The organism is Prevotella sp. C0026C3, from assembly GCF_056590795.1.
Genome location: NZ_JBWPWW010000001.1, coordinates 129077 through 147274, shown reverse-complemented (window position 1 = coordinate 147274; position 18198 = coordinate 129077). Strand labels below are relative to the sequence as shown.

Annotated in this window: 11 protein-coding genes and 1 pseudogene; 4 read left to right on the top strand and 8 right to left on the bottom strand. The window is 45.9% G+C overall.

Annotated elements, in window-relative coordinates; genetic code table 11:
• Nucleotides 1-12: 12 nt before the first annotated feature.
• On the bottom strand, nt 13-1218 hold the full coding sequence (gene pncB, locus AC1EK4_RS00600; protein WP_036899323.1) for a nicotinate phosphoribosyltransferase: 1206 nt from the start codon (nt 1216-1218) through the stop codon (nt 13-15).
• A 34-nt stretch (nt 1219-1252) separates the two neighbouring features.
• Nucleotides 1253-1633 (bottom strand): L-rhamnose mutarotase, encoded by a 381-nt coding sequence (locus tag AC1EK4_RS00595; protein ID WP_036899276.1) that lies wholly within the window; start codon nt 1631-1633, stop codon nt 1253-1255.
• Between the two features lie 579 nt (nt 1634-2212).
• Here AC1EK4_RS00595 and AC1EK4_RS00590 point away from each other — a divergent pair.
• A pseudogene (locus AC1EK4_RS00590) lies at nt 2213-3976 on the top strand (LTA synthase family protein).
• 2 nt (nt 3977-3978) lie between these two features.
• Nucleotides 3979-4674 carry a phosphatase PAP2 family protein gene (locus AC1EK4_RS00585; RefSeq protein WP_480356605.1) on the top strand — a complete coding sequence of 232 codons (696 nt, stop codon included), beginning with the start codon at nt 3979-3981 and terminating at the stop codon, nt 4672-4674.
• A 61-nt stretch (nt 4675-4735) separates the two neighbouring features.
• Here the strand turns inward: AC1EK4_RS00585 and msrA are convergent, their stop codons facing one another.
• The 5 genes from msrA to AC1EK4_RS00560 are packed head-to-tail and all read right to left on the bottom strand — an operon-like array spanning nt 4736 to nt 13150.
• A complete protein-coding gene (msrA, locus tag AC1EK4_RS00580) occupies nt 4736-5254 on the bottom strand; it encodes a peptide-methionine (S)-S-oxide reductase MsrA (RefSeq protein WP_036897394.1) in 519 nt (172 codons plus the stop codon).
• 16 nt (nt 5255-5270) lie between these two features.
• The gene (locus AC1EK4_RS00575; protein ID WP_480356603.1) at nt 5271-7451 is read right to left on the bottom strand and encodes a HEAT repeat domain-containing protein; all 2181 of its coding nucleotides are present in this window, start codon (nt 7449-7451) and stop codon (nt 5271-5273) included.
• A gap of 29 nt (nt 7452-7480) precedes the next feature.
• Complete coding sequence (locus tag AC1EK4_RS00570; RefSeq protein WP_480356601.1) at nt 7481-9121, bottom strand: DUF6850 family outer membrane beta-barrel protein; 1641 nt, start codon at nt 9119-9121, stop codon at nt 7481-7483.
• Nucleotides 9121-10296 carry a DUF4876 domain-containing protein gene (locus AC1EK4_RS00565; RefSeq protein WP_480356600.1) on the bottom strand — a complete coding sequence of 392 codons (1176 nt, stop codon included), beginning with the start codon at nt 10294-10296 and terminating at the stop codon, nt 9121-9123. The genes AC1EK4_RS00570 and AC1EK4_RS00565 overlap by 1 nt, the downstream gene beginning before the upstream one ends.
• 19 nt (nt 10297-10315) lie before the next feature.
• A complete protein-coding gene (locus AC1EK4_RS00560; RefSeq protein WP_480356598.1) occupies nt 10316-13150 on the bottom strand; it encodes a TonB-dependent receptor in 2835 nt (944 codons plus the stop codon).
• Nucleotides 13151-13929: 779 nt separating this feature from the next.
• Here AC1EK4_RS00560 and AC1EK4_RS00555 point away from each other — a divergent pair.
• Nucleotides 13930-16371, top strand: coding sequence for a glycoside hydrolase family 94 protein (locus AC1EK4_RS00555; RefSeq protein ID WP_480356596.1), 2442 nt, complete (start codon nt 13930-13932; stop codon nt 16369-16371).
• A 15-nt stretch (nt 16372-16386) separates the two neighbouring features.
• Here the strand turns inward: AC1EK4_RS00555 and AC1EK4_RS00550 are convergent, their stop codons facing one another.
• The gene (locus tag AC1EK4_RS00550) at nt 16387-17286 is read right to left on the bottom strand and encodes a diaminopimelate dehydrogenase (protein ID WP_036897408.1); all 900 of its coding nucleotides are present in this window, start codon (nt 17284-17286) and stop codon (nt 16387-16389) included.
• A gap of 289 nt (nt 17287-17575) precedes the next feature.
• Between AC1EK4_RS00550 and ruvA the strand changes: the two genes are divergently transcribed.
• Nucleotides 17576-18193 carry a Holliday junction branch migration protein RuvA gene (ruvA, locus tag AC1EK4_RS00545; RefSeq protein ID WP_480356595.1) on the top strand — a complete coding sequence of 206 codons (618 nt, stop codon included), beginning with the start codon at nt 17576-17578 and terminating at the stop codon, nt 18191-18193.
• Nucleotides 18194-18198 lie beyond the last annotated feature (5 nt).

Genomic DNA, 18198 nt, shown 5'->3' with positions numbered 1-18198 from the left:
GAGAACTCATTGTTAGTCTTGCATGTGCAGAACGTCTAAGAATCGCTTGATGACTTCGGGCTTTCCTGTGTGTTTGCCATTGTCTTCGCTCAGCTTACAAGTGTCGTTATAGAAGTCCCACGACTCTGTAATCTTGGCTGCTACCAACTTGATGACGATATTCATCGGTTCTATTTCCTCGAAGTCATTGGTGAAGTGAGTACCTATACCGAATGAAGGTTGGCAATAGTCTTTGGCATATTGTTGTACTTCGATGGCTTGGTCGGTGTTCAACGCATTGCTGAATACCACCTGTTTGGTACGCGGATCAATGCCCAGCGAGCGGTATTTACCGATAATCTTAGCTAATTCTTGTCGGTTGTCTCCGCTATCTATGCGCAGACCTTTGAACAAATTGGCGAAGTCTTCAGAGAAGTTGAGGCTGAAAATGTTCCACCCGAAGCTGTCGTAGAGGTAGGTTCCCAATGCCCCACGGAATGTGTTGCGCCACGAGTTCATGGCAATATGGTTAGCCATTTGGGGACCATACATACCTCCGATGGCGCAAACAAACTCATGAGCCATCGTTCCCACGGGTGTCAGACCGTGCTTCATGGCCAAATAGACATTACTGGTTCCGACGAATCTACCCGGCCATTGGCGCGAAGTATAGCAATCTTTCATGGCTCTTACTACCGTATCTTCAGCCTCGAACGATGCTCGACGGCGCGTACCGAAGTCGCTATAGACACAGCCGGCAGTCAAAAGTCGCTCGGCTTTGGCGTACGATTTCTTGTAATATTCCTCGTAGTTGAGTTTGGCTTCCTGTCCTGTCACCATATAATATAGTTCGGACACGATGGCCAATACTTTTACTTCGAGCAGAATAGTATCCGACCAACTGCCCTCAAACTCTATATGTAAGTGCCGGTTTTCGTCTTGCCAGACGCGTGTCCATTGGTGTTTGAAGCGGAAACCACGTAGGTAGCGATAGAACCAATGGGGTATATAGTAGCATTCACGCTGCATGAAATGAATCTCTTCATCGGTGATAACGAGGTTTTCGAGCATCTTGATTTGCTCGGCTACAAGGTCGGCAAAGCCCTCCGGATAGACGGTATTGTTGCGGTCTACGAACTGATATTTCACCTGTGCACGTGGGAAATTGTCAATAACGGCACAGCACATGGTAAACTTATAGAGGTCGTCGTCGGTGAAGTGTTGTATGATTTGTCTCATCATGTCAATAGGGTAGAGTTGTTGTTAAGAGTGATTAATATAGGTAGAACATACGTTCCATCATCTTCCATTTTTCGTCTGAGGTGCTACCGGTGGCACACTGTTGAAATTGCGACACATAGTCTTCCCAGTCTTGTTGGCCGGGTAGGGTAGCAAGACGAGCCATGGCATCGTCCCAATCGAAGTCTACCGGTGTCTCAACTATCATGAATACGCGTGTACCAACGATGTATAACTCCATCTCTAGAATGCCAACTTGTTTGATTCCGTCTTCTATTTGTTGGCGGAAATGCTCACGGTCGTGGGCTTCGCGATAGCATTTGATGAGTTCAGGATTGTCGCGTAGATCCATTGTTTGGCAATATCGCTTTACCGGACCATCGTATTGTTTCACCTTGTAACCTTCTGTTTTCATATCGTTTTTTCTTATTTGTGATTGTCGAATGCAGCCTATTTTATGCAAAGATAAACATAAAAGTGGGATGACACTATCTTTTAGGCTGTAATTATGTGCGATGGCCGCTTTGCAATATTAATACTTTCCATGTTTTATATCATAACTTGTAGATTCATAAACTTACTAACTCAAATTGCTGCAGTGGCTTGGCAGTCTTGCTGCTTCGGCTCGGCAGTAATGCTGAATGGGCTGTGCAGCGATGCTGAAGAGACGTTACAGCAAATGAAGAGTGAGGAGTTAGGAGTGACAAGTGAGGAGTTATAGCAAATTGTAGAGGTGTATTGTATTCGCCCAAAAGAACGTTAGATGTCTGAAAATAAGAATGTTAGTTAATTTTAAACTCTTATCTGCCTGATTGTTAGACTTATTTTATATTTTTGCAGCCTAATATAATAGTAGGTAATTAGACTCAAATTTAAACATTAAAGACACGAAATGAGGGAGCATAGATTGAAGTGTGCTATGGGTATGGCTACGTTCATACTTGGAAATTTCATAGGTTTTGCTGTGTTGGCAATGCTGATGAAGCCTTTTTTCATGCTTTATAACCACGCCATCTATGTTGAAGCAACATTGAAAGACTATGTGGCTGTAATGTGGCATGGACTCCCGATGGACTTCTCTGTGAGTGGTTAACTATCAATAGTACCTGCACTTCTTGCACTCGTTGCGCCTTTTGGCGGTGGCGATGTGCTTCGTCGTATTGCCAAGACGTACTATGCTGTGGTGGCATTGCTGCTCGCTATGATATTCATAGTGGATGCGGTGCTCTATAGCTATTGGGGATTCAGACTCGACACGACACCTTTGTTTTATTTCTACTCGTCGCCTTCGGACGCCATGGCAAGTGTCGGTGCAGGCTTCATCGTGCTGGGTGTGGTAGTTTGGTTGTTATTGTCGTTGGGTATTTATAGTATTGCTGTGCGTTGCCTGTTGCCACTTCCTACGACTACAACAAAAGTTCGTGAGCGTATACAGACCGTAGTGATGACCTTAGTATTGATGGGATTGCTCATTATCCCGATACGTGGAGGCGTCACAACATCGACCATGAATTTGGGAAATGTGTATTATAGTCAGAATCAGCGACTGAATCATGCTGCCGTAAATCCTTGTTTCAGTCTGTTACGTTCATGGATTGATGGGGCGACGAAGCTTTCCGACCAATACCGATTGATGGATGCCACCGAGGCTGACAGCCTGTTTAGTCAGCTTGTAAAGACCGGTGACCGCAGTAATAAAGGAGAAGAGACGCAGTTGCTACGCGTGCATCGTCCCAATATTGTGATTGTTGTGCTAGAGAGTTTCTCTGCTCAAATCATGCAAGAGTTGGGTGGTTTGCCGCGAGTGGCGGTCAATATGGATCGCTTGGCACGCGAAGGTGTGCTCTTTACTCGATTCTATGCCAATAGTTTCCGTACCGATCGCGGACTCGTTTCTATCTTGGCCGGCTATCCGGCTCAGCCCACGATGAGTATCATGAAGTACACTGAGAAAGTGGAAACATTACCTTCGTTGCCGCGAGAATTGAGCAATGAGGGGTACGACTTGCAATATTATTATGGTGGTGATGCAGATTTTACCAACATGCGGTCGTTTTTGACTACGGCCGGATTTGAGAAAATAGTGGCCGATGTTGACTTTCCTGTGAATCTAAGGTTGAGCAAATGGGGTGTTCCAGATGGTTATGTGTTCGACCGTGCGGCTAAAGATATAGAACAATATCGCGGTAAACCTTTCTTGAAGGTGATTCAGACAAGCAGCAGTCATGAGCCTTATGATGTGCCTTATCATCGTTTAAGCAACAAGGTATTGAATGCTTTTGCTTATGCGGACGATTGTTTGGGCAAGTTTGTAGAGCGCTTGCGCCGTTCTAAACAGTGGGATAATACGCTCATCGTGCTTGTTCCCGACCATCTGGGATGCTATCCGGAAGATATTAGCAACTATGATTTCGCGCGTTATCATATTCCGCTCATCATGGTAGGTGGGGCAGTGAAGGAGTCGCACCGTATTGATATTATCGGCTCGCAGATAGATATTGCGGCTACACTCCTGTCGCAATTGGGTATGCCGCACCATCAGTTTACTTTCAGTAAAGACATGATGGACAGCAGAGCACCACATTTTGGGTATTTCACGGTGCCTAATGCATTGGGTATGATTACGTCTACCGACTCTGTGATGTACGATCTTGATACAAAAACAACCGTGCAGAAGCGCGGCAAACATACCGATTATACGTTGAAGTTGGGCAAGGCCTACCTTCAAAAACTTTACGATGACCTCTCAAAACGTTGACCATGACAACCATATTACAGCAAATTAATAGCTTGGACCAGACTGTGTTCCTGTTTTTCAATGGTTTCCACAACAGCTTCTTCGACACGCTGATGTGGCAAATATCCAACCGTTGGGTGTGGGTACCGATGTATATAGCCATTGTTGTGGCCAATGCGCTTCACTTCAAAAGCGATTGGCGCAAGCTCATCGGGGTGATAAGTGTGTTTTTGATAGCCTTTGCGCTGACTGATTATCTCTGTGTACAGTTGGTTAGACCGTGGATAGCGCGTCCTCGTCCGGCTCAAGACGACAGTGTTATTTGCCACTTGGTGCATATTATCAATGATTATCGAGGTGGGCATTATGGTACTCCGTCGAGTCATGCCACCAATACTTATATGTTGGCTATGCTTACGATGTTGTTCTTCAGACGACGTAAGCTCACGTTGTTTATGTTTGCTTGGGCCACACTTCTGTCTTATAGCCGTATCTATCTAGGTGTGCATTACCCCGGAGATATACTTTTGGGTGGTGTACTGGGTATCTCTGTAGCCCTCGTATGCTATAAGCTTTATCGCTGGATGATGCGAGAAGACGGTTGTAGGAGTTGTCCTTATCTGCAGTTGATAGAGTATACCGGTCTCTTGATACTGCTTGCTTTGGTGGTATCGGCGTTTATGACACCCTATTTGGGGTGCTTGTTTGCGGCATTGTAGGTATCAAAAAAAGACATGTTATGAATGGACTCATAACATGTCTTTTTGCTTTTATCTATCTTTATCGTTTCATCTTGGCCTGTCGGGCAAACTCGAATAGTTCGATAGGCAGGTGACAATAGCCTTGCGGATTTTTGTCTAGGTAATCTTGATGGTATTCCTCTGCCTTATAAAACATCTGTAGTGGCTCCACTTCTACGGCAAGCGGTTCGTCGTATTTGGCTTGGATGTCGTCGTAGACCTTACGTATCACCGGTAGTTCTTCGGCCTTGGTGTAGTAGATTCCGGTACGATAACGTGTGCCGACGTCGTGTCCTTGTTGGTTTACGCTGACCGGATCGATGGCCGCAAAGAACATCAGCGTGAGGAATTCGAGACTTACTACTTCAGGATTATAGACGATGTGCACGGCTTCGGCGTAGCCTGTTGAGTCGGTATATACCTCTTTGTACGATGGGTTGACGATGGTCTTGTCGCCATTGGCAAATCCAACTTCGGTGTCGATGACACCTTCTATCTGTTTAAAGAAGTGTTCGGCTCCCCAAAAACAACCGCCTGCTACATATAAATCTTGTGTCATATACGGAATATAATCATTATTTATTGATGTTTTTCAAGCGGTTGACAGTCTTCAAAGCCTCATTTCTTACTTCGGGTTTGAGACTGTTGTCGCGGCTCATCTCGTCGGCACACTTGGCTATGGCAGGCACTTGATAAGACAGCGTGTGCCATCCCAGCATTTCGAGCAAAGCCACTTGAGCATCGGGTTGAGCCTGTGTGCGGAGGTAGTTGAGTATCTCCGGGATACGATGGTGAGGACAGTAGTTACGCAATCCGCGTATGGCGCTGAGACGTTTTTTGGCGGTTGTGCTAGGTGAAACAGCCATGTCTACATACTCGCTCCACTTCTCTGTGGCTGCTACAATGAGTTTCTTATATCGCTTACCAGTCTTCTCTTTGTCGATTAAGCGAAGAGATGGGGCGTTGAACTGGCGTTGGAATTCGGCCAACAGTTTGTCTTTGGGGAAGAGGGTGAGAGCATTCATCGCGTTGAAACGGCAACGCTCGGATAGGCTGTTGGTCATATTTGCCGCGATAATAGTGGGGATTAAAGCATCGTTTCCGCTCTCTCCAATCAGGTGAAGTGCTGTGCGTTGTACTAATTCATAGCTGTCGTTGGCAGCCAATTTCAATGCTTCGATGAAGTTGGCATCATCGTGTTCGGTTAGAGAATAGAGTGCTTGGAGGCGTACGAGAGCCTCGTCCGAGTTATGGAAGATGGCTAATAGCTCGGCAGAAGTCATCTTATTATCTCTGTTTAAGCGGTCTATGGCTATACATTTCACATCGGCATGGGCATCGGTCTTGAGCAGTTTGCGCCACGCAGCATCGTTATTACCAGCTAATAGAGCTGAGATGTCGGCCGATTTTTGCGATGGTATGAACGTAAAAGTCGGATCGCCGATGACGTGCGACTCCATATAATAAGAGAAACGAGCCAATTCGCCTACGCTAGCACCAAGCCCTAATAAGCCCATATAGCGGTCGCTCCATTTGTTTTGCAGCACGTTGACGGTGTTGGCAATGACAGCTACGGTACGTCCGGGGCTGAAAATATACTCGTCGGCAATGCAATCTTCGCGATGGAACGAGCCGTTGAAGCAGGCATCAATCATGATAACGCGACAATTCGGAGTGTAGTTGTATTTGGCAAAGTCGGTAGTATGCAGGTCGAGCAAGTCGTTGTCGAGTGAATCTTTGGCCACAATCTTCGGGTCGAAAGTATTCTCTAACCACGTATGAGGAATATCCAGACGCTTCTCGAAAGCTGCCATCACGCTGTCGGCATTCTGTCCTCTGTCCTTGGCATCGCGTGTCTTGCTGCGGAAGAATTGCTGAATGAAGGTCTTAGCCTCGTTCACATTGTTCGGTGAAGGGATTCCGTTGAGGTACTCAGTGTTCCATGCGCCGTGGTGATGGAGTATCGCGAAGTCGAGATCTTGGCGCATAAGTTCGTTCATCAGTTTGAATTTGACGTTGCGGTATTGCAAATGACTGAGGTAACTGATGCCATTTTGTTGGCGTTTCAACCATGGGAAGTGTTCGTAAAGTCCTTCTTTCTCGTCGACACGGGCAACAAATGACTGCGAGATATAGCCATGTCCTTCAAAATAGAACATCTTGTTGAGGCTGCCGGCAGCACGCTTTTCGCGCACAACCTTGGTCAGATAGTTGCGCAACTTGACGTATCTAGACGTCCCACCAACGTCTGTTGGGCGGATACGGCCACTATATAGCGTCGGATTTAGTATTTGTGGCGACTCCGCAGTGAGCGAATAATAGTAGTATGGAGCATCGTTGTCGTGTCCAAGTGGCTTGAATTTCAGGTTGAAATCATCGTAATAGCGGTCTGAAGGGATAGACGATTGCTTGCGATTGGCCTTTTGGTTCATCTTAAAAGCACTCGTGAAATGCTGTGCATCGCGTATCATTGCTATCGGAATATCGCCTATAAAGACAGCTCCTTCGATAGGATTTTGGCGCAAAGCATGTAGACGTTGCAGTTCTGTACGAATGGAATCGGGCACTCCCCAACGATCGATGACGGTGTAGACGTGCAGGTGTTGCATGTCTTCGATGGCCTTGGCATAGGCTTGAATTTCGTTTTTCGCCTCGTTATAGCTCTTTTTATCTACGACGATAGCGAAGCCGCGACCTGCCAATGCCTGCATGGTTGACAGCAGGCAGAGGCTTATCATTACTAAAATTTTCTTCATAACTCTTGTATAATATGATTGTTTAATAACTAGAATTTGAGACTTACGCCGGCGTTGATGGCTGTTCTAGACTTCGACTCGAACATCTTTGAGTAGACGGATTCTTCGTTGTAGAATTTGCAAGCAACGTTGGCAAAGAGCCCAAACCATGTATTTGTCCCATAAAGTTTTACCGGGAAATCGGCTGATAAGTGTGCTTTGAAACCTGAACTCTTGGCTGATAAGTATTCGAAATAGGGGGCAGCGTATGATTCACGAGTCGATGCTTGAATGAAATCGGCCTGCTTATCACCAATGCCGAAGCTGGTATAGCCATCTAATATGCCCTGCATGCGACAGCTGCCTAGCATCCAATACTTGCCAATTTCAAGGTCGATGGTGCCTGTAGTGTACTTCTGTTCGGCCATCTTGGCTTGATATTGTTTGATACGCATGCCGTTGATGCCGGTCGAAACTTTCACGGTAAAGTCGGGAAGTCCATTCTTGAGCATGTCGAATCGGTAGCTCGCACCGCTTTGATAGTACGAAGCGTCGTGCACTTTCGACTCGTTTAATATCTCGTAATAGCTGATGTTACCATGTTCGGTATCGGTCTTTTTGCGTTGGTCGTACCAATATCCCTTGCCTTTATAGTAGCTGAAGTTAGCCGTAATATTATGTACGAAGCGGTCGGATGATGCCAAACGCAATCTATCGGCAATGCTTATACCGCGCTTATCGTAGTCTCCAGCCTTGAAAGTGTAGGCTGCTCCGCCGTCTTCCGCATTTTCATTAATGGACGATAGTTCCACTTCAAAGATATTGGAGAGGCTCGATGATGCCGGTGCATACACCCATTGAAGAGCTCCTTTCAACGTATTACCGCTGTAGTTGCGCGGATATCCGGCCAAATCGCTGTTGGTTCGCGTGATATAATCGCCTGAACCTTTCATCAAGAAGTACATGTAATTGGTGTAACTATTGATGACTGTGTGGGTCAGTTCGGAACTAAAGAGAGCCAATGTGGCCGAGAAGCCAAGTCGATGTGCGCTTCCCAATCTAAGCTCTACGCCCGGATTGATAACAAATCGAGACGAGTTGACCTTCGGACGAGGGTCGGTTTGGTCGGCACTGCTGCCTACTTTGTAGGCCAACTTAATGGCTCCAACGAAGAGAGGATTCCATTCATAGGCTGCTCCTACAGACATATTGAACAGTTCGGTGGTTACATCACTGGCGATAGAGTCGCCAATTACGAATGGATTGGAGCGAGTCAAGAAGAGCGTAGAGTTCCATTTACGGTTGTAGTCTTTGCAGTTTACATAGCCAATTTGGCCTTCCAGACTGAGTTTCTTGAATCGTTGTAGACCGTAGAGCGATGCATTCAAGCTGTTATTTTTGCTTCCGGCATCGACTTGGTGGAATGCTCCGCGCTCGAAATGTCTGAATACCGAAGCATCAGTTACGGTGCCTACGCGGTTGTAAGCCAACCCTACAGGTGTAGATGTGCCTTGATATAGGTTGTTGATATAATTGTATTCCTTGTAGAAGAAATGCTCGTTGGTTTTGTCCATCTTGCTCTGTGCAAGGACGGTACCGGTGCTGATGGCAGCCAAAATCAGCAGCGCCACTCGCTTACCTATTATATAATGGTGTGTCATTCTTAACATCTTAGCGTTCTGTTTATTCATTATTGATCTACTGAAGTGGGAGTCTGACCCGGCGTAAGTTCCTGATTGTTCAAGAAATCATTGGCCGAATTGTTGGTATCTTGGTAGTAAGCACGCCCATCGACAATCTTCGTTACCTTGCGACGGATACACTTTCCGGCATTCGCAGTGCTTGCCAAGATACCTTGTGCATCGTCTTTTGGCAAGAAAGTACCATAATTATTGGTTCTCTTATTATTCCATATGTCTACGGCATCCAGCACATATTTGCTTGGAATCATGAGATATTGAGTCTTTGAAACAGTTCCCGGCATAGTCATGATGTTCTTGGGATCGGCTGCAAACTGCTCCGGAGTCATACCGTTGGGACACTTAGCCATGAGGTAGGAACGCCCATTGACTCCTATACCAAAGGCTCTAATTCTAGTGTTGTTTGTAAATATTACCTTCACATTAGGAGTTGGATAATCTATCTCTCCTTTGGCTTTGTCAATATAAATTTCCCAATCTGCTTTCGAAAGATCAGGGCAGTGGTTGCCTTCCTTGGCTCCCGTAGAATGATTGATAGGGTCGTTGGCCAGCACAATGCTTTGTCCCGGTTGCAATGGATGTTCTTTTCCAGAGCCGGGAAAGGCTATTACCAGTCCTTGTCCGCATGCGTAGAGGTCGGGATAACCATTGGCTTGCCATGCATTCTCTTTTGTTTGTCCACCGGCAGGAGCAGATAATATCAGGCCATCTAGATATTGTACCTCGTCAGAGTTGTTTACTATCTCAAAGTATTGGTCTAAGATATAACCCTGCTGTCCGCCTGTTGTGTAGATAGACTTGAAGATAATGGGTGACTTTATAATCTTTGATAGGTTGATAGTTGATGTAGTATTGGCGAAGAGGATAGTCTCTGTATTACCTGAAACATAGGCAGCGGCCTCATCTGTCACTTTTCCCGACAGTACTAAAGTGTACTGTCCTTGCAACAAATTGATAGTAGTATCGCCCGAAAGAGTAAACTCTTGTGATGTTCCATTGTCGTTGGTGGCCACCAACTTCAACTTTGATAGTTTGCTGCCGACTAAGGCTTCCTCCGGATTCAAGGCTATCTTCAGGTTGTAATATTGCGGTATGCTTGCTTCGTCTCCGCATGATACCATGAATATTGCGGCTGTGAAGAGCAGTAGATTGATTATCTTTTTCATCTTATATCTTTTGTTTCGTTTAGAATTTGAATTTCACTTCGGCTCCGAAATAGTTGTCGGGATAGATTTGCGACTTCGCCAACGTATTTCGATTCACGTGCCATCTTGATGTATTCAAGAAGTTATTAGCGGTGAACGATAGCTCGCATATCTTTCCAAGTTCCTTGGTGAAGCGGAAGTTGAGCATGACCCAAGGGTTCACATGGTCGCTGTTGAAAGCGTAAAGTTTGTATTGGTCAACCATCAGACTGTACTTATTGTCCTTAGCATAGTCCGGTTTCCACTCCGTATAGCTACCGTTGTTGCTATAGAAGCCTAACGGTTGCACTTCGTAAGTCTTACCGTCGGCCGACAATGTGTACTTGCTACTGCCGTCGGGGTTCTCGTATACGGCACGTGTATTCTCATACCAAACCACCTGTACCGTCGTGGTAAATATCATCTTTACGGCAGGTATGTGGGTGATGAAGCGGAAATTAGTGTTCACACGGTCGCTGATGGTACCGTATCCGGCTGGCATCATGGGCACATAATCGTATGTAGAACTGATGTAGTTCAGGTAGTTTTTCTCGTTGATACGCTTGATGTGGAACCATGCACCATCGATATTGAGTGATGTACGCAATGGTTTGAACACGCCAAGATCCAAAGAATACTCGATACCGTGCTTGTTACTGCGCGATGTATTGTCGGGCATCGACCACAGTGCATTCTGTGTGGCGATGGTAGAGGTAGCAGTCTGCTTCTTGCCATTGAGCGTATAAGACAGTTGTGAACCGTCGAAAGCCAAATCGGCTGCACCATGTGGTACGTTGAAACGAGGATACTGCATACCAAGGAATACTGATGAGAAACCATATTCGTGGCGGTTGCTCTCGTTGAAATAATTTACATAGCCTTTCACACGACCTATCTTGAAGTTCACGCCTACCTCCCATTTGCGGTTGTTGGTGGGCTTGATGTTTGGGTTTTGTGTGTTGGTGATGGCTTGAGTCTGGATGAGTGCCAGTGAAGATTGTTCTCCGATGTAACTCAAACTCACGTTGTCGAAGTAGGCATTATCGGGATAGAGGTAGAGCAGGGTAGGCATCTTGTTGGAGATACCGAAGCCACCGCTGATGCTCAATTGGTCGAAGAGACTGTTGTTGTGCTTGTCTAATAGGTTGTATTCTGCATTGATACGTGGCTCGGCAACGAATATATTGCTACGTCCACTCTTGCTTTTGTTCAAGAACATATTGCTCACACGGACACCCGCAACGAGGTTTAACCATGTCTTACCGATGCTTACTCGTGTGTTGTCTTCGATGAAAGCGGAGAGATTGTTGAGTGCCGGGATAGAGCTAAATGAGCGTGGACGCAAGGTTTGAGAGCTACTCGATTTCGGCGGATTGTTCATGTTGAACGTTAAACCTTTGCCTGCATTGTCGTCGAAACGATAGTCTACACCAGCTTTGATATTGGTGTAGTCTAGATCGTTCAGCTGGATATACTTGTTGGCCTTGACTTGAGCGAAGATGTTAATGGGCACCCCTTCTATCTTATAATCGCTGAAATAAGCCTTGGTGAGGAATTGAGCCTGAGCTATTCCGGTCTTCATGTTGTCGGTAACGACGCCGTCTGGGGTTGCAATCCAGTTGTGATGCGTATCCACAGTGCGTGAAATCTGAGCCGAGAAGTCGTAGTTGATGGCCGTAAGCCAATTGTTCATGCGTATGTTTCCGTTTATCGAGAGGCGTCCACCGGTGTTCTTGTTCTTGTAGTTCAGCTCCAATTCCGACATCTGTGGGTCGGTCTTGCGATTGTTCACGTTCGAGTAAAGCGAGCTGCGGAGATTGAATGTGATCGGATGGGCTCCTTTTGCGTTGAATACATTCGAATATCCCAGCGATAGGGTGAGTCGGTCGTAGCCCATATAGTGGCGACGTGTGTCGGAATAAGATTGTGACCAATCGAGTCCAAGGTTCAATGCGCCACCATGACTGAAGTTGAATCCCTTGCCCACGTAAGCCAACTTAGAATAGGGATCGGCTTTGATTTTTACTTCGAGCGGAGTGTGTCCGGCTTTGGTCTTGACAATAACGACACCCGAAGTCAAGTTGCCATATTCCACAGAGGGGATGCCTCGAATCACTTCTACCGATGCGATATTGTCTACACCGATGGTTCTTAGGTCGCTACCTTTGCCGGCTGTGGTCTGATTGCGCATGTCGTCGGCGTTCGACGACGAACTATTTCCGTTTCTTGTGGGCGACAATGCCTGCAGGTTACCGTCGTTGCTGAGGGGGGAGCCATCGAGAATGACGCTTGTACCCAGCGCATTGTTGTGGTCACTACCAATCTCTCTAAGATTGGCTTGTGCCAAACTGTTGAGGGTAGGATTGGTTGTTATGTTGCCCGGTAAGAGTTGTAAGATATCTGAAACGCTCTTGGGTTGGATGTGACGGATGGCGTCTTGCCCGATTTCCGACTTTGAACCAATGGCCGATTGGCGTGCCGTTACGGTGACTTCTTTCAATGTCAACGCTTGTTCGTGGAGCTTAATGACCAGTCGTTCGCTGCCCGTGGATACCTTGAAGCGACCTTTAGCAGTCTCAAACCCGATGCAAGAAGCCGTATATTCGAACTCACCTGCCTTGACATTGCGCAGTTGGAACTCTCCTTTCTCGTTGCTCATGGCCGTAATGGCATTGTTGAACGAGATGTAGGCTACGTCGATGGGCTTACCATTGTCATCGGTGACAGTACCTTTAATGGTGAAAGAACCGTCCGAAGTCTGGGCTATAGCCGGAGAAAATACGGTCAACGCCACTACGAGCGTGACCCAAATGAAATTTATTCTTTTTGGTTTCATAATCTAATGATGCCTATTTTTTAATACCTTATTATATATATGGTGGTGGAAGCAGTATAGTCTCTGTTTGCTGCAATGGTTTCGCAAGTTTGCTGTCTAGTCTAGGCAGCGTTGCTGACCGGACTTAGCAGCATCGTTGCAAGGGCTTTGCAGTGCCCTGTCGGAAAAACACTTGATTTTCTACTTAAATATATGAACACTGCAAAATTAATGATTTTTAAGTACATGATCAATACCCTAATGTTGGTATTTTTAGGTTATTTTAGATATTTTCTTTACTTATAATTTGTCTATAAAATCGGAATTAGATATTCGGATAGTAATTGTTGTAGCTTCTAAAGTTGTAAATTAGTATCTTTTGTTGCATAAAACAGGAATAAAACACAAATCTTTGCAAAAAATAGAAAATTCATTGGAGAAAATTATGAAGTTTGAAATTGATTTCGTAACTTTGCCTGTGTAAAACTTTAAGAGTTGGTTGAGTCCACTCTTTTTTACAATGGAATAGAATTATAGTTATGTCCAGATAGATTATAAATTTTGAGTTAATTACTGTTTTGTAGGGGGAATGGTTTCGTGAGAAAGTGTTCTCTCTTTTTTTATACTTTTTTCTGAACATATTTTTATTGCCCGATAGGTTTAGTATTCTATTTATTCCGTATCTTTGCACATATAAGAATCGAAAGAGTAGACAATGATAATGGCAGATGAGTGAATCGGCCTGAAACTCTTACCGACAGCAAACAAATCTACATTATTACAAATCAAACATTTCAGACATGGAGAATAAGAAGTATGGGCACTTTGATGATGCCAACCGAGAGTATGTCATTACCGACCCAAAGACACCGTGGCCGTGGATCAACTATCTTGGCAATGAAGATTTCTTTTCGCTTATTTCCAATACAGCCGGGGGCTACAGCTTCTACAAAGATGCTAAGTTCCGTCGCTTAACGCGTTATCGTTACAATGGTGTACCGATGGATGCGGGCGGTCGCTATTTCTATTTGAAAGATGGAGATACGGTGTGGAATCCCGGATGGAAGCCTTGTAAGACATCTCTCGACTTCTATGAATGCCGCCACGGTATGAGCTATACGCGTATTATGGGGCGTAAAAACGATATTGAGGCCAGCGTGCTTTTCTTTGTTCCGCTGCATACTTGGGGTGAGGTGCAGAAACTTTCGCTGACCAACCATTCTACAGAGACGCGTCGACTGAAGCTCTTCTCGCTGGCAGAGTGGTGTTTGTGGAATGCTGCTACCGACATGGAAAACTTCCAGCGTAACTTCTCTACAGGCGAAGTAGAGGTGGAAGGAAGCACACTTTATCATAAGACGGAGTACCGCGAGCGTCGCAACCACTATGCTTTCTACCATGTGAATGCGCCTATAGATGGGTATGATACCGACCGGGAGACGTTTGTAGGGCTCTATAATGGGTTTGACGAGCCTGAAGCCGTGACTGAGGGAAAGGCACGCAACAGCTTCGCTCATGGATGGAGTCCGATAGCTTCGCATTATATAGAGGTGGAGTTGCAGCCCGGAGAGAGTCGCGACTTTGTCTTCCTTTTGGGGTATGTGGAGAACGAACAAGCTGATAAGTTCTTGGCTCCACAAGTAATCAATAAGCAGAAAGCACACGACTTGATAGCCCGCTTCGACACTGTGGACAAGGTGGATGCCGCTTTTACAGAACTCAAGAACTATTGGGAGCGTCTGTTATCGGTGTTTGTATCGCATACCGGAAACGATAAACTCGACCGTATGGTCAACATTTGGAATCAATACCAGTGTATGGTGACATTTAACATGTCGCGTTCGGCGAGCTTCTTTGAGAGTGGTATCGGGCGTGGTATGGGATTTCGCGATTCCAACCAAGACTTGATAGGTTTCGTACATCTGATACCTGAGCGTGCCCGTGAGCGTATTATCGACATCGCTTCCACGCAGTTTGCCGATGGTGGATGCTATCATCAATACCAACCGCTGTCTAAACGCGGCAATAATGATATTGGTGGAGGATTCAACGATGACCCCTGTTGGCTGATATTCGGTACGGTGGCTTATATCAAAGAAACGGGCGACTTTTCTATTCTTGATGAGATGGTGCCATTTGATAACCAAGTGGGTACGGAGGTTACGCTACTGGAACACCTGCGTGTGAGTTTCAACCACGTGGTAGAAAATCTCGGTCCGCACGGATTACCGCTTATCGGGCGTGCCGACTGGAACGACTGTCTGAATCTGAACTGCTTCAGTTGGGATCCCAACGAGAGTTTCCAAACCACCGAGAACAAGACAGAAGGCTCGAAGGCAGAGTCGCTGATGATAGCCGGACTGTTCGTTGTGACCGGTCGAGACTATGCTGAACTGTGCCGACGTATCGGTAAGGACGATGAGGCCGAGCGTGCTTTGAAGCATGTGGCCGATATGGTGGAGGCTGTAAAGCATCATGGTTGGGATGGCGAATGGTTCTTACGAGCTTACGACTTCTATGGAAATAAGATAGGTAGTGATGAAAATGAGGAAGGCAAGATATTCATTGAGTCGCAAGGATGGTGCACGATGGCGGGTATCGGACAGGAAGACGGACTCGTGGACAAGGCACTGGACAGTGTGAAAGAACGTATGGATACCGAGTTTGGTATCGTGTTGAACAATCCGGCCTTTACTACTTATCATGTGGAATATGGCGAGATAAGTTCTTATCCGGAGGGTTATAAGGAGAATGCAGGCATCTTCTGTCACAATAATCCGTGGGTGGTTATAGGCGAAACGGTAGCCGGTCGCGGTGACGATGCGTGGAACCACTATACCAAGATACTGCCTTCTTATGTGGAAGAGCGTTACAGCCTGTTGCACAAAGTAGAGCCCTACGTGAATTGTCAGATGGTTGCGGGTAAGGATGCAGCGCGTCCCGGTGAGGGAAAAAACTCTTGGCTCACGGGTACGGCGGCTTGGATGTGGTATACGGTATCGGAGTTTATTCTTGGTATCAAGCCCGATTACGATGGTCTGCTCATTGACCCATGTTTGCCATCTACAGCTAGAGAGTATACGGTAAGTCGTAAATTCCGCAATGGTATGTATCAGATAACGGTGAAAAACCCTGATGGACGTGCTAAAGGTGTGCGCCAAATCACGGTTGACGGTAAAAAAATAAGTGGCACTGTAGTACCACTTATGGAAGGAAATCACATGGTGGAAGTCACCATGTGATATGACTTGAATCTCTTATACCAATGTTGCGACAATCTCCTCACGTGTGCCCGGAAGCATATCGATGACGGGGATTTCGGGCATGGTGTAGCATCCGGGTTGCAAGCGGAACGATGCACGAGCCACATTGACCAATACCTGTGCCGTAAGAGCAGGGTTGTTGATGCTCATATTGAACTCAAGACGCTGGTTGGGAGTCTGTCCGCTTACGCCCTTACGAACGAGATTAACACCATGACCCATGTCGCGAACATCGTCTACCGATGCTACTGCGAACACGTGGGTCTCATCATGAGCGAAGTAGGGGTCTGCTTTGATTTCAGCAGTTACATCTTCTAACTTTGCATCCTCTTCCAGTTCGATGTAGACCATGCGGCGATGAATGCCTTCGCCCAATGGAATGGTGACAGAAAGTGCATTTTTTACACCCTTCTTACCGCGTGCACAAACAGAGTGTCCCATTGACATACCGGGGCCAAAGTTGGTATAGGTGAGTCCCTTGGGAGCAAGGCTCTGCATGAGGACACGTACGATAGAATCGGATCCCGGATCCCATCCGGCTGCGATGACACTCACTTTGCCTGCCTTGACACAATTCTCGGTTTGCTGTTTGCGGTATTCCAAGATGGAGGTATGGATGTCGAAGCTGTCTACTGTATTGATGCCAAGAGCTACAATGCGGGCAGCATATTCCGGACAAGAGCGTGTAGGAGTGGCCAAGATAGCTACATCTACATCTTTGAGTTTGGTTATATCGTCTACTACTTCGTAGTTGGTAAGTTCTAGTGGTTTGTCTTGTGCTCCGTTACGACGCACGATTCCTGCGATTTCAAAGTCGGGTGCAGCTTCTAAAGCCTGCACTGTGTAATGACCAATGTTGCCAAAACCGACAACGGCTGCTCTAATTTTCTTCATAATCCTGATATTTACTATTTGTTCAAACTTTTATTGTTGTACGTTGCAAAAATACACTTTTCCAACCAAATCAAACTTTTTTGACTATATTTTTTGCATTAAATAATGAAAAAATGAATTTAGGTCAAGAGGGGGTAGAGCGAATTTAAGGAGAGTGGTGTCGTGGTTGGAATATGTAATTCAGACGATAGAGATACGTGTCTATATAAAAAGGTGGAGTTTATAAACAATAAACAGCCGTTTGAAACCGTTTATATGGTATGTTAAAACCATATAATTTAGGAAAGTAATGATAGAATATATTAAGGGTGAATTGACCGATTTAACCCCCGTACAGGCTGTTGTGGAAGCCGGAGGAGTAGGATATGCAATGAATATTTCGCTCACTACATACAGTGCAATACAAGGGAAGAAAGAGGTAAAACTATATATCCACGAGTCGTTGGTGACAGGCGGACGAGATGATAGCTACACTTTCTTCGGCTTTGCAACGAAGCAGGAGCGCGAACTTTACCGTATGTTGATTACCGTTTCGGGCGTGGGAGCCAATACAGCTCGCATGATGTTGTCATCAATGTCACCATCCGAGTTGTGTAATGCCATTGCCAATGGCGATGATAAGATGATTAAGAACGTCAAAGGAATTGGGTTGAAAACGGCTCAACGTGTCATCGTCGACTTGAAAGATAAGATTGTTGCCAGTGGAATAGCAAATGAATTCCACGTTTCAGCCAGTGCTAAGGAGACGCTGGTCAACTCTCCTGTGAAAGACGAAGCACTGGGTGCCCTTACCATGTTGGGCTTTTCGCCTGCACCAACAGCCAAGATTGTCGTAGCCATATTGACCGAAGAACCATCGCTCAGCGTCGAAGCTGTGGTGAAAGAAGCATTGCGAAGGATTAAATAAGTAGC